Below are 19,355 nucleotides of genomic sequence, written 5' to 3'. Positions count from 1 at the left end.
CGGCAGTTATACAACCAAAAAAACACTCGGCTGCGCCGATTACAGGCAGCCGAGTGTTTGCATTTTTATGAATGGGTCTCATGTTCAGGCGGTTTTGCCTTTTGCTTTTTGTCCATAGGGAACACTTTGTTCAACAGATTGTAGACGTGCTTGGACTCCTTCGTCAGCAACGGCCCCAAGATGGCCAATATGAGTACGTAGAGAGCGGCGAACGGTTGCAAAATGTCCAACAATCCGCCGGACTTGCCCAGATTGGCCATGATAATGGAGAATTCACCCCTGGACACGATGGTCAAACCGATGTTGGTAGATGCCTTTGCAGACAGACCAGCTTGCCGTCCGGCGAGCAATCCGGCCACAAAGTTACCCACCAGCGTAACGAGCACGGCACCAATCGACAGCCAGACCGCACCGCCAAGGGACATCGGATCGATCGTCAAGCCGAAGCTGAAGAAGAACATGGCCCCGAAAAAGTCGCGGAACGGCAGGATCAGATGCTCGATTCGCTTCATATGTTCGGTCTCTGCCAGGATCAACCCGACGAGGAGAGCACCGATGGCTTCTGCTACGTGAATCGTTTCGGAAAAACCGGCGATCAGGAACAGTCCTGCGAATACGGTGATCATAAACACTTCATTGGACTTGATGTTGAGGAAGCGGTTGAGCAAAGGAACCAGCTTGCGGCCGACGATAATCAACAGCAGCATGTAGCCGAGTGCTACGACTGCAGATGTCAAAACCTCGCCAAGGGAGGTCGCGCCGCTCAGGACCAGACCGGATACAATAGAGATATAAACGGCCAGGAAGATGTCCTCGAACATGATAATACCGAGAATCATTTCGGTTTCACGATTCGCTGTACGCTTCAGGTCGACGAGTACCTTGGCTACGATCGCACTGGAGGAAATAGTCGTGATCCCCGCGATAATCAATGTTTCTTTCAGCGGGAAACCGGCAAAGTAACCAAACAATAAACCAAGCGTAAAGTTGATGGCGATGTAAATCGTACCGCCGATAGCGATGGACTTGCCCGCCTTGATCAGACGTCCGACAGAAAATTCAAGCCCGAGATAGAATAGCAGGAAGAGGACCCCGACACGGCCTAAAAATTCGATGAGCTCTGCGCTTTCAATAAAGCGCAGGTCAATCAGGCCGAGATGAGGGGCATGGGGCCCCACCGCCATCCCAATCAAAATGTAAAAGGGGACAATCGAGAATTTCAATTTGATCGAAAAGTAACCGGCTACTGCCATCAGGACAAGAGCCAGGCCAATTTCAAACACTATATGCTCCAAGGTCACTCACCTCCCGAACTCAGCTTCGCTTTAAGCGTCTTCACCTGCTTCCTTTCTCCCGCGACGACGAGAGTAGAACCAGCAGACAAAACCTGATCAGGTCCGGGATTGATCGTTTGCTTCTGATCTTTTTCAATGATCGCGATAACGGTTGTTCCCGTCTCCTGTCTGAAGTTTAGTTCACCAATTGTCTTGCCGACACAGACGAATCTCGGATCGATCTTAAACCATTCGATCACCAGTTTGTCCAAAGCTATTTCTACTGTCTCCAATGCAGACGGTTTGTATGTCATGCCGCCCACGATCGCGGAGATTTGACGCGCTTCATCGTCATCCAGCGTAACCATGGAGATGGATTCGTCGTTATCGTCATGGTCGAAGTGGTACAGTTCTCTGCGGCCGTCATCGTGAATGACAACTACGAGCTTGTCTCCGCTTTTTGTTTCAATTTGGTATTTTTTACCAACACCAGGCAGATCAGATTCTTTGATTGAAAACATGCAACAGCCTCCTTTAGCAACATTTGGGGTTTGCTTCGGTCCCTATGGATCAAAAACCATTATGGATAGATTCACGCAACCGTGATTATGGTATTAGTATCTCCATGTAGCGGGACATAAAGCCATCAAAAAACTGTTTACACTTATGATTATACACTAATATAATGTCAAGATAATAATAAAATGAAACGAAATTGCGAAAAATCGACACATCTTATAAGGGTGATGGAAAATGGCGAACAAACAATATCGCTTGACAGAGGTGGAATGGCACCTGATTCAAGAGATTCGCGCGATGAATCTCGATACATTTCTCGATATTGTCATCGCCTTGCGCAACGAGAGCAGAGAGCTGGAAAAAAAGGCAGAGGTCGTCCATGAAGCCCAAAAAAACGGATGGGAGGATGAGTACGGGGCAATCAAGCAGCGTATTCGGCTGCTAAGCCAGTTTGAGCATGATCTTCGCAAGGCCAGGCCGATGGATCATGGGAAGTAGGCAAAAAGCGCGAAAATCGCGCTTTTTGCTTTTTTGCTGTAAACAAGTCTCCCTGGGACACACTTGTTCTTTCCGTCGTGTATTCTCAATCAGGCTGTCACTTGTTCGGATTCGACGCTTCGTCCGCGGCTCGGATCGAATTCGCCTTCGTGCTTGGCGATGACCACAGTAGCTACACCGTTTCCGATCAGGTTGGTCACCGCGCGCGCTTCCGACATGAAGCGGTCGACGCCGAGCAGCAGAGCCATGCCTTCCACCGGAATCATCGGGAAGGCAGCCAGTGTAGCAGCCAGCGTGATGAAGCCGGAGCCCGTCACTCCGGCAGCTCCCTTGGATGTAATCATCAGGATGCCGAGCAGGGTAAGCTGCTGCCAGACGCTCAGGTCGACACCGTAGGCCTGGGCGATAAACAGTGCGGCCATCGACAGGTAGATCGAAGTGCCGTCCAGGTTGAAGGAATACCCGGTCGGAACGACAAGGCCGACGACCGACTTGGAGCAGCCGTACTTCTCCAGGCGGTCCATCATCCGCGGCAAGGCCGATTCAGAGGACGAGGTACCGACGACCAGCAAAATCTCTTCGCGAATGTATTTGATAAACGAGAAAATGCTGAACTTGTAAAAGCGGGCAATCGAGCCGAGAATGATCACGATGAACAAGAACATCGTAATGTAGACAGCAGACATCAATAGCCCCAGTCTGGTCAGCGAGCTGATGCCGAAATTGCCGATCGTATACGCCATGGCACCGAAGGCGGCAATCGGAGACACCTTCATAATCATGTTGACGACTCCGAAAAAGCCGTGGGAAAGTTTGTCAAAGAAATTGATGACCGGCTGGGCAGCAGAGCCCATCGCAGCCAGCGAAAGACCGAACAGGACGGCGAAGAACAGGATTGGCAGCAAGTCTCCGCCAGCCATCGCCGCGACGACGTTGTCAGGAATGATTCCCATGAGGAATTCTACGAGGCTCTCGCCTTCCGCAGCAGCCGTCGTATACTTGCTGACGTCTCCTTCCTCCAGGCCGCTCTTGTCGAAGCCCACGCCAGGCTTGATCCAGTTGACGACCAGAAGACCGATGGCCAACGCGATTGTGGTAACGATTTCAAAATAGATCAACGCTTTTCCGCCAATCTTTCCGACCTTTTTCATGTCGCCCATCCCGGCTATCCCGTTTACGACGGTGAAGAAGACGATCGGGGGGATGACCATTTTGATCAGTTTCACAAATACATCAGCCAGTACCTTGAGCTGTGCGCCAAACGCGGGAGCAAAATGTCCTACGATAATGCCGAGTATAATCGCGATTACTACTTGCACAGTCAGGTTACGGAAATTGATCCGCATGATGTTCATCCTCTCTTTTGCATATCTGCATGTAAGCGCTTTTTTTCTTCCTGTTCGAAATTGTAAGAAATGGCGGAGAGGTTGAGAATAATCCGGTCATATTGGTTGTTTTGGTCTTTTTGATCGCGTGTCAACTGTCTTTCTCGCAGGAAAGTTTTAGAAATTGGAATGATAGGGTTTTTCTAAATCTTCCTGTTGTGGTATGATTCGTAATGTATTGACATACTCTCGACATGTTTTCTATGTAATGTAGGAGAAGTCGAAGAGTCGTGGTACATAGTTACACGTCAGACAAAACACATCCGGGGATGGAGGAGTTTGTTTATGAAAAAGCGCTATGTAGCGTCCGCTTCTGCTCTCTTGCTCGCAGGGGCAGCTGTAATCCCATCAGGTGCAAGCGCAGAAGTAGCAACAAAAAACCTGCAGGCAAAGTACAACAATATCAAGGTCTTGTATAACGGGTACCAAGTTTCGACACCGATCGAGCCTTTCATCGTTGACGGAACTACGTATATTCCGGTACGCATGATGGCAGGTGTATTCAACAAGGACATTTCGTGGGATGGCGTAAACTACACCATCAACGTAACAGACCGTCCTGACCCTGCTCTTCAGGCTCAACTCGCTGCCAAAGATGCTGAGATCACAAGACTGAAAAACCAAATCAGCAGCCTGGAAGATGAGATCGAAGACCTGGAAGACGAACTGGACGACAAAGACAGCAAAGATGGCGACATTAAAGATTTGGAAGATGAACTCCACGATGAATTCATCGATTACTTCAGCGCATTTGACTTTGAAGACATCATCGTTAAAGGCGACGAAGACGAAGTGGAAATTACCATCGAACTCGATGGCTATGACTACCTGGAAGATTGGGAAGATCTGAGCAAAAGCAAGATCGAAGCGTTTGTAGAAGACATCGTTGAAGCAGTTTGGGACTGGAAAGAATTCGAAGATGCTGATGTCATCGGCGTCGTTGTCGACATCGACGATGATGATTACGAATTGATCGAATTCGAAGGTTTCGCGAAAAACGGCGACATCGAACTCGATGGCAAAGTAATCAACTAAGCCCGTTCATTGACAAAAAGCCTTGCTCCCCTTTTATACAGGGAAAGCAAGGCTTTTTTCCTATTTTCAAACAACACATCCTCTACTATAAAAGAGAAAAGGGGTAACAGAGCGAAGTACCATGTCTGTACTATTCAGGAGAGGCTTTCCTATGAAGGAAATTTTATTGGTCGAAGATGAACAGGTCATCTCCCGGATTTTAAAAGCGTATTTGCAAAAGGAAGAATACCAGGTATGGCAGGCGCGCGACGGTGCAGAAGGGGTACGCCTGTTTGAGGAAAAAAAGCCCGATCTCGTCCTGCTCGATGTCATGCTGCCGCAAATGGACGGGTGGGATGTTCTCAAATACATTCGCGAGCGCAGCGCATGCCCGGTCATCATGCTGACGGCTCTGGGAGGTACAAAGCAAAAGCTGAGAGGGCTCAATGAGGGAGCGGATGACTACATTACCAAACCCTTTGTCGCCGAAGAAGTAGTCGCCCGGGTGAACGCCGTGCTGCGCCGACCGTCCGTATTGGTACAGGATCAGCAGACGCGCATCTTTGGCAGCCTGAAAATCGACTTCAAGGCCCACAGTGTCACCTTGCACGGGGTCGAGCTGCAGTTTCATCCCAAGGATTTGGCCTTGTTGCTGTTTCTGGCGGCGCGCCCCAATCAGACGTTTACCCGCGAGCAACTGATCGAGCATCTTTGGGGCATCGATTACGAAGGAAGCGATCGGGCTGTCGACTTGGCGATCAAGCGCATCCGCAAAACATTGCAAAATTGGCCCGCAAACGAAGGGGAGATTCGGACCTTGCGCGGAGTCGGCTATCAATTGAGCGTTTTCAAATCATAAGAAAAGCTTCACCACTGGCGGTGAAGCTTTTGTACTTCTTCCATCAGTTCCTCGCCGATGCCTGGAGCGAACTGATCGTACACCGGCTGCAGAGCGTCCCGCCAGATGTCTCGCTCTTCTGCTGTCTGGATGTGGATACTCATGCTCCCCTCTTGCTTAAGCTCGGTGAACTGCCGCTCATTCATCTCGACGGAGAGCTGGTTGTTGAATTGCGTCGCTTCTCGCAGAGCCTCTGCAATTGCTTGCTGGATGTCAGGCTCGAGGCCGTTCCAAAACGTCTTGTTGACGATGACGGCGTAGCCCAGGTAATTGTGGTTGCTGACAGTCATATGCTTTTGCACCTGGTACAAGCGCTTCGTGTACACATTGGAGATCGTATTTTCCTCGCCGTCCACCTTGCCCGAGGCGAGCAGGCTGTACAGGTCGATAAAGGAGGAGCCGACCGGAACGGCACCCAATGTACGGAACTGCGCGTCAAGCACAGGACTGGGGATGATCCGGATTCGCTGCCCGGCAAAATCTTCCGGCATGATCAGCGGGCGATTGGCGGTGACTTGTTTAAAGCCGCTCCCCCAGAAGGCAAGCCCCTTCATATCCAGCTCTTCCAGCTTGGCAAACAGGATTTCTCCGATTTTTCCCTGAAACGCGCGTTCTACATCTTTCTCGTCCAGGAACAAGTACGGCAACTCCAGGACTGCCCACTGCGGAATCCGATTGGAGAGGTGCGAGTAAGCAGGGGCGATCATCTGAATATCGCCTTCTATCAATGCGGGAATTTCCGTCTCTTCGGAATGGAGGATGCCATTCGGGAATATTTGCACTTCTACTTTGTCGTTTGTCTTTTCTTTGACCAACTCCGCAAATTTCTCCACGGCAAGACCCTTCGGTGTATTTTCCGCCACAACATGGCTGAACTTGATCACCAGCCGTTCGGACAGCCCCTCCTGCTCCTGGTCGTGGTCGTATGTACCCGCGACGAAATCAGAGCCAAAGCCGATGAAAAAGGCGCTTGCCAGGCCGAGCAGTACAAGTAAAGCGATGCTCATCATCGATTTCAAGGGGACCACCTGCCTGTTTCAGTTGATTTCCTGTATGCACTGTACCAAACTATAGGGTAGCAGGCAATTCTTTCGGAGAGGAAGAGCTTTTTGTTTAAACGGCTGAAAATCAAATGGAAGATCATGCTGCTGTCCGTAGGCATTGTCCTGTTTTCGCTGATCATCAGCCAGTTGACGATGATTGGCGGGATTATTCGCATGGCGGAGACGCAGCTGGGCCAGCGCCTGATGACGATTGCCCGGACGGTAGCGGAAATTCCCGCGATCCAGCAGGGAGTACAGCAGCCCGAGGGCTGGGAGGTGATCCAGCCGGCGGCGTACAGAATGCGCATCGTCAATGACGTCACGTATATCGTAGTGCTGAACATGGACCGGGTTCGCTACTCCGACCCTCTGGAAGGGCGGATCGGCACCGTGTTTGTCGACAACGGAGCGGAAGCCGCGTTTACCGAGCATTCCTACTTGCAGAAGGTCAAGGGCGAACTGGGAACAGCGTTGCGCGCCTACGTCCCGATTATGGATGGTCAGCATCAACAGGTCGGGGTCGTGATGGTCGGCAGGGTAATCCCGGGCTTTTGGGAAATCATCCGGGAAGAGCAGAGAAGCATCATCATCACCTTTTTTCTCTCCCTCTTGTTCGGCATGTGGGGCTCCTACCTGTTGGCACGGCACATGAAAAAGCAGATGCTGAATCTGGAGCCGGATGAAATCGCCCGGATTCTCGTGGAGCGGACGGCGACGTTTCACGCCATGCACGAGGGCGTGATCGCCATTGACAATCGGGAAAACATCACAATATTCAACAACAAGGCGAAGCAGATTTTCGGCATTGAGGGAGACGTGCTGGGCAAGCCGATCCGTTCTGTTCTGCATGATACCCGTCTGCCGGAGGTTTTGGAGCTGCGGCAGAACTTTACCAATACCGAGATTCACGTCGGGAACACGCTGTTGTGGTCCAACCGCTTTCTGATCAAGGTCGAAGGGAAAATCGTAGGCGCGCTGGCGATTTTTCAGGACCGGACGGAAGTCGCCCGGATGGCCGAAGAGCTGACCGGCGTAAAAGAATTCGTCAACGCGCTGCGGGTGCAAAATCACGAGCACAGAAACAAGCTGCACACCATCGCCGGGCTGATCCAGCTCAACCAGAGTGAAAAAGCGCTCGCCTACCTCTTCGAAGTAAGCGAACAGCAGGAGGAGCTGACCAACTTTCTCAGCGCCAAAATCATGGACGAGAGCGTGTCCGGCTTGTTGATGGGCAAGGTCAGCAGGGGCAGAGAGCTGGGCATACGCGTCATCATCGACAGAATGAGCCATCTCGAAAAATTTCCGCCACGCATGGACCACCACGACTTTGTGCTGATTTTGGGCAATCTGATCGAAAATGCGTTTGACTCGCTGGAGAGCTCTCCGCGCAAGGACAAGGAAGTGACGATCAGCATCGAACAGGACGAGGAAGTCTGCTCGGTGCTGGTGGAGGACAACGGAATCGGCATGGATGAACAGACCCGGATGCGCATGCTGGAGCGAGGCTTTTCTACCAAGGAGCGTGGACATCGGGGGCTCGGGCTGCATCTGGTGCATCAGCTGGTCACAAAAGGACGGGGAGAGCTGGTCTGCGTATCGCAGCCGGGAGAGGGAGCCAGTTTCCTTTTGACTTTTCCCATGAAGGAAGTGTGAGTGCATGACCCAGGAAGACATTCGCGTCCTCGTCATCGAGGATGATCCGATGGTACAGGAGATCAACAAAACATTTATCGAGCGCGTCCCCGGCTTTCGCGTCATCGGCATCGCAGCCAACGGGGCAGAAGGCGTGCAAATGGTCGCTGCGCTGCAGCCCGATCTGGCCATCATGGATGTGTTCATGCCGGTGCAAGACGGCGTCCAGACGCTGACGCAGCTTCGCGCGGCAAGCGAAGCGGTGGATGTCATCGTGATTACCGCAGCCAAAGACAAGCCGACGATTCAAAACATGCTGCGGTACGGGGTGATGGATTACATCATCAAGCCGTTTTCGTTTGAGCGCATTTCGCAGTCGCTGGAACAGTACCGGCGTTTTTACAGCGAGATGCGACGGGAAGGGACGGCTTCGCAGCAGGATGTGGACAAGCTGCTGTTCGGCAAGTACCAGCAGCCTGCGAAAAGACTCCCGGAGCAGGTAAGAGAGGAGCTTCCCAAAGGGCTGCACGCTGTCACCCTGGAGCAGATCATCCGCCAGCTTTCCGGGCAGTCCGAACCGCTTTCCGCGGAAGATGTCGCAGAACGGGTAGGGATCGCCCGAGTAACCGCCAGAAGGTACCTCGATTATCTGGTCAAGTCGGGACGCGTCCAGCTCGACGTCACATACGGGGGAATCGGCAGACCGACCAACCGCTACATGCTTGTCACCTGAAAAGCAAGGGTGGCATCGAACCAATTTTTCGATTATTCTATTTTTGAATTGCAAACGGGCTGTCGGCTCGAGAGGGGAAATGGGAGATGAACAAAGGAAAAGCACTGCGTGCGGGAGACACGGTTGGTCTGATCGCTCCTTCCAGCCCGCCGAAGAAGCTGGATGTGGTGCCCAAGGCGGTCGCAGCAGTAGAGGCCCTCGGATTCCATGTAAAGCTGGGCGAGACGTGCATGCAAAACTACGGGGGGTATTTGGCGGGTACGCCGGAGCAGCGGGCAGCAGAACTGAACGCGATGTTTGCCGATGACGAGATCGACGGAATTCTGTGTTTGCGCGGCGGCTACGGGGCACCGCAAATTCTGCCTTTGCTCGACTACGACTGCATCGCGGAAAATCCCAAACTTTTCGTCGGGTACAGTGACATTACAGCGCTGCATACAGCCTTCGGACAATGCGCCGATCTGGCTACGCTGCACGGACCGATGGCAGCTTCAGAACTGGCGGATGGTCTGGAAGACTGGTCGATGCAGGTGCTCAAGCGGGCGTTGATGATCCCCGAACCGCTGGGGGTGCTGCACAACCCGCCCGAGGAAGAGATCGTCAGCCTGTACGGAGGAAAGGCGTCCGGCCCGATCGTAGGCGGCAATCTCTCGCTCGTCGCCGCTTTGATGGGGACGCCGTATGAACTGGACACCAGAGGAAAGCTGCTGTTTTTGGAGGATATTGACGAAGAGCCGTACCGGGTCGACCGGATGCTGACGCAGATGGCACTGGGCGGATTGTTCGACGAGTGCACAGGTGTTATCCTGGGGACGTGGACAGGCTGCGAGCCAAAAAAAGGGGAGGGCTTCACGGTGCTTGACGTGTTTGAAAACATCGTCCTGCCGTACCGGAAACCGACCATTTTGAACATTCAGATCGGCCACAGCCCGGTCAACATGGCTTTGCCATTGGGCGTGTGGGCCAGTCTGGATGCGACGAATTGCCAATTGACCATCGAGGAGAGTGTCACGATATGAGTTCGGTAACAAAGGAACAAGTCTGGCAACAGGGGCAGGAAATCCTGCCGTGGCTGGTCGAAGTAAGACGCGATTTTCACCAATACCCGGAAATCGGCTTTGAGGAGTTCCGCACGCAGGAGCAAATCATGCGCTATCTGGATGAAATGGGGATTCCCTACACCAAATCTGCGGGCACCGGGATCGTCGGGCTGATTCAAGGCGGGCGTCCGGGGGCAACCGTCGCGCTGCGTGCCGACATCGACGCCTTGCCGATCACGGAAGCCGAGGATCGCGAATACCGTTCCAAAATTCCCGGAAAAATGCATGCCTGCGGGCACGATGCGCATACGACCTGCCTGCTGGGAGCAGCGCGGATTTTAAACAGCTACAAGGATGAACTGGCCGGGTGCATCAAGCTGTTTTTCCAGCCGGCGGAAGAGACAGACGGCGGCGCACTGCCGATGATCAAGGAAGGGGTATTGGAAAACCCGAAAGTCGAGGCGGTATTCGGCTTGCACGTCTCCAGCGATATTCCCGTCGGCCAAATCGGTGTGAGATACGGTCAGATGAACGCATCCTCCGACGAACTGATCATCACGGTCCGCGGTGAGAACGGCCACGGCGCCTACCCGCACAGCGGACGCGACGCTATCGTCATCGCTGCACACGTGATCACGGCTTTGCAGACGATCGTCAGCCGCAACGTCGACCCGCGCCAGGCTGCCGTCATCACCCTGGGCGTCATCCAAGGGGGGACTGCGAACAATATTTTGGCGCAGGAAGTGAAGCTGTCGGGGACGATTCGCACCCTGGACCCGGGCGTGCGCAAGCTGGTCAAGGAACGGGTGCGCGAGCTGGCTGACCTGAGCGCCCGCAGTCTCGGCGGTACGGCGGAGGTGACGATCAACGAAGGCTACACCTCGCTGATCAATAACGACAATCTGGTCGATCTGGTCAAGCGCAACGGCGAAGAGCTTTTGGGCACGCAAAACGTCCGGATCAATGCGATGCCAAACATGGGCGTAGAGGACTTCGCCTACTTCGCCGAACATGTCCCAGGTGCATTTTACCATCTCGGTGTGCGCAATGAGGAAACCGGGTGCGTCTACCCCGTCCATCACCCCAACTTCGACCTGGACGAGCGCAGTCTGGCGGTCGGCGCATCGCTTCAGGCGTACAACGCACTGGTCTATCTGAAAGAAAACGAGAAGCGCTGACATCCGCTTGGCAGCCTGCTTCCAAGACTTGAGACAGTATAGCGTTCGGCTTGTCGCGGCACACTACTGACGAAAAAGTTTTCCATGAAAGGAAGAGAGTCGTCAGATGACAATCACGATGAGCCGGCCTGTGACCGAAGTCTTGAACAAGCAGGTAGCCAACTGGACTGTTCTGTATATGAAGCTGCATCACTACCACTGGTACGTGAAGGGCTCCGACTTTTTTACGCTGCACAGCAAGTTTGAAGAATTTTACAAAGAGGCAGCCTCCTATGTCGATGAGCTGGCTGAACGAATTCTGACCATCGGCGGCAGACCCGTCTCGTCACTCAAGGCCTGTTTGGAGATGTCCTCCATCCAGGAAGCAGCCGGCGGCGAATCGGTCGAGATCATGGTCCAGTCGGTCATCAAGGACTTCTCGACACTGGTCGAGGAGCTGAACGAAGGGATCAAGGCAGCGGATGCGGCTGAGGATGAAGTGACAGCAGACATGTTTATCGGAATATGCGGAAGCCTGGAAAAGCATCTGTGGATGCTGCGGGCTTTCCTGGGACAAACCAAGTAAGGAAACGTGAAACTGATGCCGGATTGCCGGCGTCAGTTTTTTCATGGCACGGGGGGTGTTTTGCCAGCGTAAGCGAACAAAGGAGCAAAGGGTAGTTTGTCCCGTACCCGTTATTCCCAACTGAGTGCGACTAGTGTAAACTAGCTTTGTGAGTTTTAGCCGAAAGCACTTCCAAGACGGAAAGGGTGTACACCGATGGCATCTCCCTACATAATCTTGAACCGCGAGCAGTGGAGCTCCCTGCGGGATTCCACGCCGCTTACGATATCTGATGAAGAATTGGCCAGTTTGCAAGGCGTTAACGAAAGTATCTCGATGACCGAGGTCTCGGAGATTTACCTGCCGTTATCCCGGCTGCTGAACCTGCATGTCGGAGCGACACAGGAGCTGTATCAGGCGTCCCACACATTTCTTGGAACACAGGACGCCAAGGTGCCGTTTATCCTCGGTATCGCCGGCAGTGTCGCAGTGGGCAAAAGCACTACTGCGCGCATTTTGCAAACGCTTTTATCCCGCTGGCCGAACCACCCGAAAGTGGACCTTGTGACCACGGACGGCTTCCTCTATCCCAACCGCGTCCTGGAGGAGCGGGGGATTATGAAGCGCAAGGGGTTCCCGGAAAGCTACGACCTGCCCCGGTTTATCCAGTTTTTGTCCGATGTCAAATCGGGCGTTCCCGAGGTGTCGGCTCCGGTCTATTCCCATCTCTTCTACGACATCGTTCCCGACCAGTGGCAGACGGTGCGCCAGCCGGATATTTTGATCGTGGAAGGGTTGAACGTCCTGCAGCCGCCGCGCAGCCGCAATTCGGAATTAATTGTATCGGACTTCTTTGATTTTTCGATTTACGTGGACGCAAAGGAAGAGGACATCGTGCAGTGGTACGTGGAGCGCTTCAAATTGCTGCGCCAGACCGCGTTCTCCAATCCGCTCTCTTACTTCCGCCGCTACGCCAGTTTGACTGACGAAGAAGCGGTTGAGGTGGCGACCGGCATCTGGGAAGAGATCAACGGGATCAACCTGAAAAAGAACATTCTGCCTACTCGTTTGCGCGCCCGCCTGATTCTGGAAAAGGGAGCCAACCATTCGGTGCAGCGAGTAAAGCTGCGCAGACTGTAAAACGTAGACCGCGACAGAGAGGTGAGCCGGGATGAAACTGATCAGCGCCTGTTTAATCGGCTGTGAGTGCCGCTATGACCAGAAATCGTGCCGTGACGAAAAAGGTGTGGAGCTGCTGGCGGCAGGCGGAGCGATCCCCGTCTGTCCGGAGCAGCTGGGCGGCTTGCCGACGCCCCGTCCGCCGGCGGAAATCGTCGGGGGAGACGGCTTTGACGTGCTCGATGGACGAGCCCGCATCGTCGATCGGGAGGGGCGGGACGTGACTGAGCTGTATTTGGCCGGAGCCAGACAAGCGTTGCGCATGGCCCAGACCGTCGGAGCGAAGCAGGCCATTTTAAAGGAAAACAGCCCGTCCTGCGGCAGCTCGTTTATTTATGACGGGACGTTTTCCGGCAACAAGCTGGCAGGAGTCGGCCTGACCGCAGCCTTGCTGATGCGAAACGGCATCGAGGTGCGATCCGAGGAAGGGGAAAAGCCTGCATTACCCAAACATCGCCAGAAAGCGCCGGGCAGCCTTTGAGAGATGACGGTCCGACTGCCAGACGATAGCCGCGGAGGAGGAGATGCTCGTCCCTTCGATGATGAGGCTGTGCATCTGGCTGTTTTGGTGTGTCTCCCAGGCTGAGCGGGGGACGATGGAAGCCCCGATTCCGGCGCTTACCATACTGACGATCAAGGAAATGTCCGGGCATTCGCAGATGACGCGGGGCTGTACGCCCAGACGGGAAAAATCCTTGACCAAAAGCTCGTAGATGCCCAGCCCGGGGATGCTCGGCATGATCAGCGGGAGCGCGGCGACTTCGTGCATGTGGATCCGTTCTTGTGTCGCCAGTGCCGAGGCAGCGGGGACGATCAGGACGAAGGGCTCCTCTTCCAGCGGGATCGTCGTACAGTTTGTCAGCGAGTGAGGGAGCCGGACGATCGCGACCTCGATGGTGCGCTTTTCCAGCCACTCGTTGAGCAACTGTGTGTCGCCTTTCCAGACTTTGTATGTAATCAATGGATACGCTTGCTGAAACAAACGGATTTTCTCCGGCAAAAAGTAGGCGGACAAGGCGCTGACTCCAATCGACAAGCTGCCGCGAATCCCTTCCCCCGTTTCTTTTACCTCGGAAATCATCTCCTCCACTTGATGGACGATGTTCTGTGCCTGCCTGTACAAGGTACGGCCAGCCTCCGTAAGCTCCGTACGCTTTCCTTTTCTTTCCACAAGCGTTACTCCCAACTCTTCTTCCATTTGCTTCAACTGCTGGCTTAGCGGCGGCTGGGCCATATTCAGGCGTTTGGCTGCCGCTGTGATCTGGCCTTCTTCGGCGATGGCGATGAAGTAGCGCAACTGGCGAATATCCATGACGTTCCTGCACTCCTGTATGTTCGATATGAAAATGATATGGAAAACAGATTTACTCGATATTTTTCATATTGGTACACCTATGATAGCATAGCAATCGCAATCATTCCGAACAAATACAAGAGAGAAAGAAGGGACTTTTTGTGCGTGTGTGGCTGGAGAGAGTGTTTCGCCTGCGCGCTTGCGACACGACGATTCAACGGGAAATCACAGCCGGGATCATCGGCTTTGTCACCATTGTATACATTGTTGCCGTAAACGCTTCGATTTTGCAGGATGCAGGAATTCCGTTGCAGGCGGGGATTCTCGCGACTGTATGTACCGCTTTTCTCGGTGCGCTGCTGATGGCTTTCTGGGCCAATGCACCGCTCATTCTGGTGCCCGGCATGGGCATCAATGCACTGTTTACCTACACGCTCTGCCAGACGATGGGACTTTCCTGGCAGGAAGCATTGGCCGCTGTGTTTGTATCAGGGTTGATCTTTAGCGCGATTGCCTTTACGCGGCTGGCCCAGCATATTGCGCAGGCCATCCCCGCATCGCTGAAAGAGGCGATTACCGTCGGGATCGGCTTGTTTCTTACGTTTATCGGGTTGCAAAAGGGCGGCTTGATCGTCACCCACCCGACTACCTTTGTCGCCCTGGGGGATTTGTCCAGCCCGCAGGTGGTTGTCACGATTGTTTCGCTCGTCGTCATGCTTGTGCTGTTCGTCCGCAACATTCCCGGTCATTTTCTGATTGGCATCGCCGTCGGTACCGGAATCGGGATGATGCTCGGAGTCGCGCAGCCCGCCCAAAGCGGCGGCTTCTCCCTGGGCGAATACGGACAGTTGTTTGCCGGGCTGTCGTTTTCCGCTTTGTGGACGCTCCCGTTTTGGATCGCCAGCTCTTCGCTGACGCTGGTGCTTTTGTTTGAAAACATCGGTCTGATTCACGCTCAGACCGCGATGGCTGGCAGAGAATCTGCCTTTCGCCGTTCCTTGCAGGCGAATGCAGTCTCGACGGCGCTCTCCGGCTTGCTCGGGACGAGTCCGACCGTGTCGACGGCGGAAAGCGCGGCAGCCATCGCCGCTGGCGGACGTACCGGACTGACTGCGCTGGTGACAGGTACGCTTTTGCTCCTTTCGCTGTCGATGCTGCCGGTCATTGCGCTGATTCCCGACGGGGCGATCGCGCCGGTGCTGATCATCATTGGCGCATTGATGCTGCAAAATGTGCAAAAGATCAACCTGAAGGACTTCTCGGAGGGCTTCCCGGCGTTTTTGATCATCGCCGTCATCCCGCTTTCCTACAGCATTGTGGATGGGATTGCCTTCGGCTTCGTCGCGTATCCGCTGCTCAAGCTGGCGCTGGGAAAAAGACGGGAAGTACCGGCATTGCTGTACGTGGTGGCAGGACTCTTTTTGGTCAACCTGATCCTGCCGACGCTGATGTAAACTTACCGCCAATACTGATCGGAAAAGGTCCTGGCTGATGGAATGCGCAGGTCCTTTTTCTTTTTGCTTGCCCGGGGAAACAATAAGGCGTAGAATGGGTGACTGGACGCCCAGACTGGGCCGCGGTTCGGAATCTCCCGCGTTACCAAAACTAGGAGGCACTTTATATGTACAATCTTTGGTTAGGCATTTTTTTTGTGATCGTCAATTTTGCCCTATTCCTGCTCTGCTACCGCTTGTTCGGCCGGATGGGACTGTATGCCTGGGTCGGCTTTGCCACCGTACTGGCCAACTTGCAGGTTGTCAAGACGATCGAAATGTTCGGGCTGGTGATGACGCTGGGCAACACGATCTACGCGTCGATTTACTTGACGAGCGACCTGCTGAATGAAAAATACGGCGAGAAGGCGGCGAAAAAGGCAGTCTGGTTCGGTTTTTTCTCGCTGATTGCGACGACGATCATCATGCAGCTCGTGCTTCGCTTCGAGCCTGTCGAGACGGACATGGCGCACGAGTCGCTCACCGTCCTGTTCGAGGTGATGCCGCAGTTGGCGATCGGCAGTCTGAGCGCCTATTTGCTCAGCCAGTTCGTCGACGTCAAGCTCTATTCCTGGCTGAAGAAAAAATGCCCGCGCCCGGAGCAACTGTGGATTCGCAACAACGGCAGCACGCTGGTCAGCCAACTGCTCGACACGCTTACCTTTTGCACGATCGCATTTTGGGGGCTGTACCCGTTGGACGTCTGGCTGGAGATTTTGCTGACGACCTATCTCATCAAATTCGTCGTGTCAGCCGCCGCGACGCCTGTGCTCTACATCGCGCGCAGGATGAAAGTGGCGGAAGAATAAACAAGGGGCTGTCCCTCGCAAACGGATTGCGAGCGGACGCCCCTTTTTGTATTGGCATGTTCGGTACACTACAGCCGGGCCATTCCCATCGCTGTTTCTACCTTGTGCAGCATCTGGCTGGCGGCATCGTTGGCTTTTTTGGCCCCGGCAGAGAGGATGTCGTCCAGCTCGGGCGAGTCGATCAAGGCGTTGTAGCGCTCCTGCACAGGGCGGAGTGTCTCCACGACTACTTCGGCGAGGTCGGTTTTAAACGCACCGTAGCCTTTTCCTTCGTACATCGCCTCGATCTCCTCCAGCGTTTTGCCGGAGCATAGCGAGTAGATTGTCATCAGGTTGGAGACAGCCGGCTTTTCCGTCTTGTCGTAGCGTACCGCGCTGTCCGAGTCGGTTTGCGCCCGTTTGATCTTTTTCGTGATCGTATCGGCATCGTCGAGCATGGAAATGAATGCCCCCTGGTTGGGATCGGACTTGCTCATTTTCTTCGTGCCGTCGGCGAGCGACATGATCCGTGCTCCCGTTTCGGGCAGGCGGATTTCAGGAATTTTGAAGGTCTCGCCGTATCGGCTGTTGAAGCGGGCAGCCAGGTCACGGGTCAGCTCCAAATGCTGCTTCTGGTCTTCGCCTACGGGGACGAAATCGGTATCGTACAGCAAAATGTCAGCAGCCATCAACGGCGGGTAGACGAGCAAGCCGGCCGGAATGGACTCGCCTCGTCCGTCAGACTTGTCCTTGAACTGCGTCATCCGCTCCAGTTCGCCGACGTACGATGTGCACATCATAATCCAGCCCAGTTTGGCGTGAGCGGGAACCTCCGACTGGATAAACAGCGTGACCTTGTTCGGATCGAGGCCGACTGCCAGGTAGAGTGCTGCCAGGCGGCGGATGTTCTGCTTCAGCACAGCCGGGTCCTGCGGGACGGTAATCGCATGCTGGTCGACGATACAGTAGTAGCAGTTGAATTGATCCTGCAGCGGCACAAAATGCTTCATCGCCCCCAGGTAGTTGCCCAAGGTGAGAATACCGCTTGGCTGAATCCCGGAAAAAATCGTTTTCATCGTTACCTACTCCTTTTCGCAATCTGTTGTATGAAAAACAAAAAAGGCTCATCCGTCCTCGACAGGGACGAATGAACCGTGGTGCCACCCTTGTTATTTTGCTGCATGCCAAGAAAGCATGGGCAAAATCGCTTTGCTCCGTACCATCATTTTCGATACGGTGTCCCTGGTAACGTCGGGACAAAGGACGCCAGAGCCTACACACCGCCACAGGACGGCTTCGGTCTGGAGCTCGGAAGCCCATTCACCATCTGCTCGACGCTGATTTGCACCACCCATCAGCTCTCTTCGGTCTCGCACAATGGCTACTCTTCTTCCTCATCGCAATCGAGTCTAGCTTTTGATCACTAATTTTACTCACTGCTTGAAAAAAAAGCAAGAGGGATGGCAGTCCCGACTTTGATCTTTCAAAAATTGTCTGTCTACTCTACAATGGGTTCATACCAACCTTGCTTTCTGCACAGATGAGGATTGGCAAAAGCAGGAAAAAGAGGGTGACTCAGCTTATGATCAATGCAGAGCGTTTGTGGGACCGTTTGATGCAACTGGGGAAAATCGGACGGCAGGAAGTGGGCGGCGGAGTGAAGCGCCTCTCCTTTACTGCGGAAGAGCGGGCAGCCAAAGATTTGGTCGCAGGCTTTATGCGGGAAGTGGGTTTGACGGTGCGGGAAGATGAGGCAGGCAACCTGATCGGTCGCAAGGAAGGGAGAAATCCTGCCGCTCCTGTGGTGCTTGTCGGTTCGCACATCGATTCGGTTCCGCATGGCGGCGACTTTGACGGACCGCTGGGTGTGCTAGCAGGCGTGGAAGCCCTGCAGACGATGCAGGAGCAAGGGATTGAGACCGATCATCCGATCGAGGTGATCGCGTTTACGGATGAAGAAGGGACGCGCTTCGGATTTGGCATGATTGGCAGTCGGGCGATCGCCGGACGCCTGAAGCCGGAAGATTTGCAGGCCCGGGACAAAGACGGCATCACGATTGCCGAGGCGATGCGGCAGAGCGGGCTGGACCCGGAGCAGATCGGCAATGCGGTACGCAAGCCGGGCAGCGTGAAAGCGTATTTGGAGCTGCATATCGAGCAGGGAAAAGTGCTGGAGAGCCGCGAGCTGGCCGTCGGCGTCGTAAGCGGCATCGCCGGACCGATCTGGGTGAAATTCACACTCGAAGGCGAGGCAGGGCATGCTGGCACTACGCCGATGACGATTCGTCGCGACGCACTGGCTGCTGCCGCGGAAATCATGTTGTGCATCGAGCGGGAGGCGTCCCGGACGGGCAGCACGGTCGGCACGATCGGCAAGCTGCAAGCATTCCCCGGAGGCGTGAACGTGATTCCGGGAAGAGTCGAGTTCACGCTCGACCTGCGCGATGTGGACGAGGCGGTACGCGACGAGGTAGAAGAGCGGATCATGCGCGATGCCAGCGTGATTTGCGAACGCCGCGGCATCAGGCTGCAAGTGGAAAACATGCAGCGTGTCGCTCCGGTACGCTGCTCCCGCGAAGTGCAGGAGGCGATTCAGGAGGCTTGCGAAGCGGAGGGGCTGCCGGTATTCACCTTGCCGAGCGGCGCGGGGCATGACGGGATGCAGCTCGTCGACCTGTGCCCGGTAGGAATGATGTTTGCCCGCTCCAAAGACGGCATCAGCCACAACCCGGCGGAGTATACGTCAAAAGAGGACTGTGCCAAGAGTGCGGATGTGCTGTATCGCACCATCCTGACTTTGGCGACGGAACAATCGTAATTTCCCGACAGACGAAATAATCAGT

The 19,355-nt window shown here is 54.3% G+C and carries 19 protein-coding genes and 1 other annotated feature; of the genes, 13 read left to right on the top strand and 6 right to left on the bottom strand.

All coding sequences use genetic code 11. From position 1 onward, the window contains the following. Window positions 1–65: 65 nt before the first annotated feature. Together ACAF76_RS16305 and ACAF76_RS16300 are read right to left on the bottom strand one after the other, a co-directional pair. Complete coding sequence (locus tag ACAF76_RS16305) at window positions 66–1,295, bottom strand: cation:proton antiporter (RefSeq protein WP_400161913.1); 1,230 nt, start codon at window positions 1,293–1,295, stop codon at window positions 66–68. Window positions 1,296–1,297: 2 nt separating this feature from the next. After that, window positions 1,298–1,795 carry a cation:proton antiporter regulatory subunit gene (locus ACAF76_RS16300; protein ID WP_400161912.1) on the bottom strand — a complete coding sequence of 166 codons (498 nt, stop codon included), beginning with the start codon at window positions 1,793–1,795 and terminating at the stop codon, window positions 1,298–1,300. A gap of 232 nt (window positions 1,796–2,027) precedes the next feature. Between ACAF76_RS16300 and ACAF76_RS16295 the strand changes: the two genes are divergently transcribed. Continuing rightward, complete coding sequence (locus ACAF76_RS16295; protein WP_400161911.1) at window positions 2,028–2,291, top strand: hypothetical protein; 264 nt, start codon at window positions 2,028–2,030, stop codon at window positions 2,289–2,291. A gap of 89 nt (window positions 2,292–2,380) precedes the next feature. On the opposite strand, the gene ACAF76_RS16290 is transcribed toward ACAF76_RS16295, so the two are convergent. Beyond that, window positions 2,381–3,637, bottom strand: coding sequence for a dicarboxylate/amino acid:cation symporter (locus tag ACAF76_RS16290; protein ID WP_400161910.1), 1,257 nt, complete (start codon window positions 3,635–3,637; stop codon window positions 2,381–2,383). Between the two features lie 324 nt (window positions 3,638–3,961). Here ACAF76_RS16290 and ACAF76_RS16285 point away from each other — a divergent pair, with 324 nt between their 5' ends. Both ACAF76_RS16285 and ACAF76_RS16280 read left to right on the top strand, forming a co-directional pair. Continuing rightward, entirely contained in the window at window positions 3,962–4,711 is a 750-nt protein-coding gene (locus ACAF76_RS16285) for a stalk domain-containing protein (protein ID WP_400161909.1), read from the top strand. 151 nt (window positions 4,712–4,862) lie between these two features. Continuing rightward, window positions 4,863–5,549 (top strand): response regulator transcription factor, encoded by a 687-nt coding sequence (locus ACAF76_RS16280; protein WP_400161908.1) that lies wholly within the window; start codon window positions 4,863–4,865, stop codon window positions 5,547–5,549. A gap of 8 nt (window positions 5,550–5,557) precedes the next feature. On the opposite strand, the gene ACAF76_RS16275 is transcribed toward ACAF76_RS16280, so the two are convergent. Then, on the bottom strand, window positions 5,558–6,607 hold the full coding sequence (locus tag ACAF76_RS16275) for a DctP family TRAP transporter solute-binding subunit (RefSeq protein ID WP_400161907.1): 1,050 nt from the start codon (window positions 6,605–6,607) through the stop codon (window positions 5,558–5,560). A 123-nt stretch (window positions 6,608–6,730) separates the two neighbouring features. Here ACAF76_RS16275 and ACAF76_RS16270 point away from each other — a divergent pair, with 123 nt between their 5' ends. The 7 genes from ACAF76_RS16270 (at window position 6,731) to ACAF76_RS16240 (ending at window position 13,418) form a co-directional block, all read left to right on the top strand. Continuing rightward, entirely contained in the window at window positions 6,731–8,284 is a 1,554-nt protein-coding gene (locus tag ACAF76_RS16270) for an ATP-binding protein (RefSeq protein ID WP_400162083.1), read from the top strand. A gap of 4 nt (window positions 8,285–8,288) precedes the next feature. Further along, a complete protein-coding gene (locus ACAF76_RS16265) occupies window positions 8,289–8,996 on the top strand; it encodes a response regulator (RefSeq protein WP_400161906.1) in 708 nt (235 codons plus the stop codon). Between the two features lie 86 nt (window positions 8,997–9,082). Continuing rightward, on the top strand, window positions 9,083–10,015 hold the full coding sequence (locus ACAF76_RS16260) for an LD-carboxypeptidase (protein WP_400161905.1): 933 nt from the start codon (window positions 9,083–9,085) through the stop codon (window positions 10,013–10,015). Next, entirely contained in the window at window positions 10,012–11,214 is a 1,203-nt protein-coding gene (locus ACAF76_RS16255; protein WP_400161904.1) for a M20 family metallopeptidase, read from the top strand. Before ACAF76_RS16260 ends, ACAF76_RS16255 begins: the two co-directional genes overlap by 4 nt. A 106-nt stretch (window positions 11,215–11,320) precedes the next feature. Continuing rightward, window positions 11,321–11,779: a Dps family protein gene (locus ACAF76_RS16250; protein ID WP_400161903.1), complete on the top strand. Its 459-nt coding sequence runs from the start codon at window positions 11,321–11,323 to the stop codon at window positions 11,777–11,779. A gap of 195 nt (window positions 11,780–11,974) precedes the next feature. Then, complete coding sequence (gene coaA / locus ACAF76_RS16245; protein ID WP_400161902.1) at window positions 11,975–12,898, top strand: type I pantothenate kinase; 924 nt, start codon at window positions 11,975–11,977, stop codon at window positions 12,896–12,898. Between the two features lie 31 nt (window positions 12,899–12,929). Beyond that, window positions 12,930–13,418, top strand: coding sequence for a DUF523 domain-containing protein (locus tag ACAF76_RS16240; protein WP_400161901.1), 489 nt, complete (start codon window positions 12,930–12,932; stop codon window positions 13,416–13,418). Here the strand turns inward: ACAF76_RS16240 and ACAF76_RS16235 are convergent. Further along, entirely contained in the window at window positions 13,380–14,249 is an 870-nt protein-coding gene (locus ACAF76_RS16235; RefSeq protein WP_400161900.1) for a LysR family transcriptional regulator, read from the bottom strand. The genes ACAF76_RS16240 and ACAF76_RS16235 overlap by 39 nt on opposite strands. Window positions 14,250–14,392: 143 nt before the next feature. Between ACAF76_RS16235 and ACAF76_RS16230 the strand changes: the two genes are divergently transcribed. Further along, window positions 14,393–15,685: an NCS2 family permease gene (locus ACAF76_RS16230; RefSeq protein WP_400161899.1), complete on the top strand. Its 1,293-nt coding sequence runs from the start codon at window positions 14,393–14,395 to the stop codon at window positions 15,683–15,685. Between the two features lie 167 nt (window positions 15,686–15,852). Further along, complete coding sequence (locus ACAF76_RS16225) at window positions 15,853–16,533, top strand: queuosine precursor transporter (RefSeq protein WP_400161897.1); 681 nt, start codon at window positions 15,853–15,855, stop codon at window positions 16,531–16,533. Between the two features lie 68 nt (window positions 16,534–16,601). Here the strand turns inward: ACAF76_RS16225 and trpS are convergent, their stop codons facing one another. Next, window positions 16,602–17,588: a tryptophan--tRNA ligase gene (gene trpS / locus ACAF76_RS16220; protein ID WP_400161896.1), complete on the bottom strand. Its 987-nt coding sequence runs from the start codon at window positions 17,586–17,588 to the stop codon at window positions 16,602–16,604. A gap of 60 nt (window positions 17,589–17,648) precedes the next feature. Further along, window positions 17,649–17,919, bottom strand: a binding site (T-box leader). A 175-nt stretch (window positions 17,920–18,094) separates the two neighbouring features. On the opposite strand from trpS, the gene ACAF76_RS16215 reads away from it, so the two are divergent. Next, window positions 18,095–19,330: a Zn-dependent hydrolase gene (locus tag ACAF76_RS16215; RefSeq protein ID WP_400162082.1), complete on the top strand. Its 1,236-nt coding sequence runs from the start codon at window positions 18,095–18,097 to the stop codon at window positions 19,328–19,330. Window positions 19,331–19,355: the final 25 nt, after the last annotated feature.

The sequence above is a fragment of the Brevibacillus sp. TJ4 genome, from assembly GCF_044627595.2.
Taxonomy (GTDB): domain Bacteria; phylum Bacillota; class Bacilli; order Brevibacillales; family Brevibacillaceae; genus Brevibacillus.
This window is presented reverse-complemented; position numbering and strand designations above follow the sequence as displayed.

Bases quoted from the DNA above. Each gene is read 5' to 3' on its own strand.
- ACAF76_RS16260 (WP_400161905.1), top strand. From the start codon at position 9,083: ATGAACAAAGGAAAAGCACTGCGTGCGGGAGACACGGTTGGTCTGATC.
- ACAF76_RS16290 (WP_400161910.1), bottom strand. From the start codon at position 3,637: ATGCGGATCAATTTCCGTAACCTGACTGTGCAAGTAGTAATCGCGATT.
- coaA (WP_400161902.1), top strand. From the start codon at position 11,975: ATGGCATCTCCCTACATAATCTTGAACCGCGAGCAGTGGAGCTCCCTG.
- ACAF76_RS16250 (WP_400161903.1), top strand. From the start codon at position 11,321: ATGACAATCACGATGAGCCGGCCTGTGACCGAAGTCTTGAACAAGCAG.
- ACAF76_RS16235 (WP_400161900.1), bottom strand. From the start codon at position 14,249: ATGGATATTCGCCAGTTGCGCTACTTCATCGCCATCGCCGAAGAAGGC.
- ACAF76_RS16285 (WP_400161909.1), top strand. From the start codon at position 3,962: ATGAAAAAGCGCTATGTAGCGTCCGCTTCTGCTCTCTTGCTCGCAGGG.
- ACAF76_RS16225 (WP_400161897.1), top strand. From the start codon at position 15,853: ATGTACAATCTTTGGTTAGGCATTTTTTTTGTGATCGTCAATTTTGCC.
- ACAF76_RS16280 (WP_400161908.1), top strand. From the start codon at position 4,863: ATGAAGGAAATTTTATTGGTCGAAGATGAACAGGTCATCTCCCGGATT.
- ACAF76_RS16265 (WP_400161906.1), top strand. From the start codon at position 8,289: ATGACCCAGGAAGACATTCGCGTCCTCGTCATCGAGGATGATCCGATG.
- ACAF76_RS16240 (WP_400161901.1), top strand. From the start codon at position 12,930: ATGAAACTGATCAGCGCCTGTTTAATCGGCTGTGAGTGCCGCTATGAC.
- ACAF76_RS16300 (WP_400161912.1), bottom strand. From the start codon at position 1,795: ATGTTTTCAATCAAAGAATCTGATCTGCCTGGTGTTGGTAAAAAATAC.
- ACAF76_RS16270 (WP_400162083.1), top strand. From the start codon at position 6,731: ATGCTGCTGTCCGTAGGCATTGTCCTGTTTTCGCTGATCATCAGCCAG.
- ACAF76_RS16255 (WP_400161904.1), top strand. From the start codon at position 10,012: ATGAGTTCGGTAACAAAGGAACAAGTCTGGCAACAGGGGCAGGAAATC.
- ACAF76_RS16215 (WP_400162082.1), top strand. From the start codon at position 18,095: ATGATCAATGCAGAGCGTTTGTGGGACCGTTTGATGCAACTGGGGAAA.
- ACAF76_RS16295 (WP_400161911.1), top strand. From the start codon at position 2,028: ATGGCGAACAAACAATATCGCTTGACAGAGGTGGAATGGCACCTGATT.
- trpS (WP_400161896.1), bottom strand. From the start codon at position 17,588: ATGAAAACGATTTTTTCCGGGATTCAGCCAAGCGGTATTCTCACCTTG.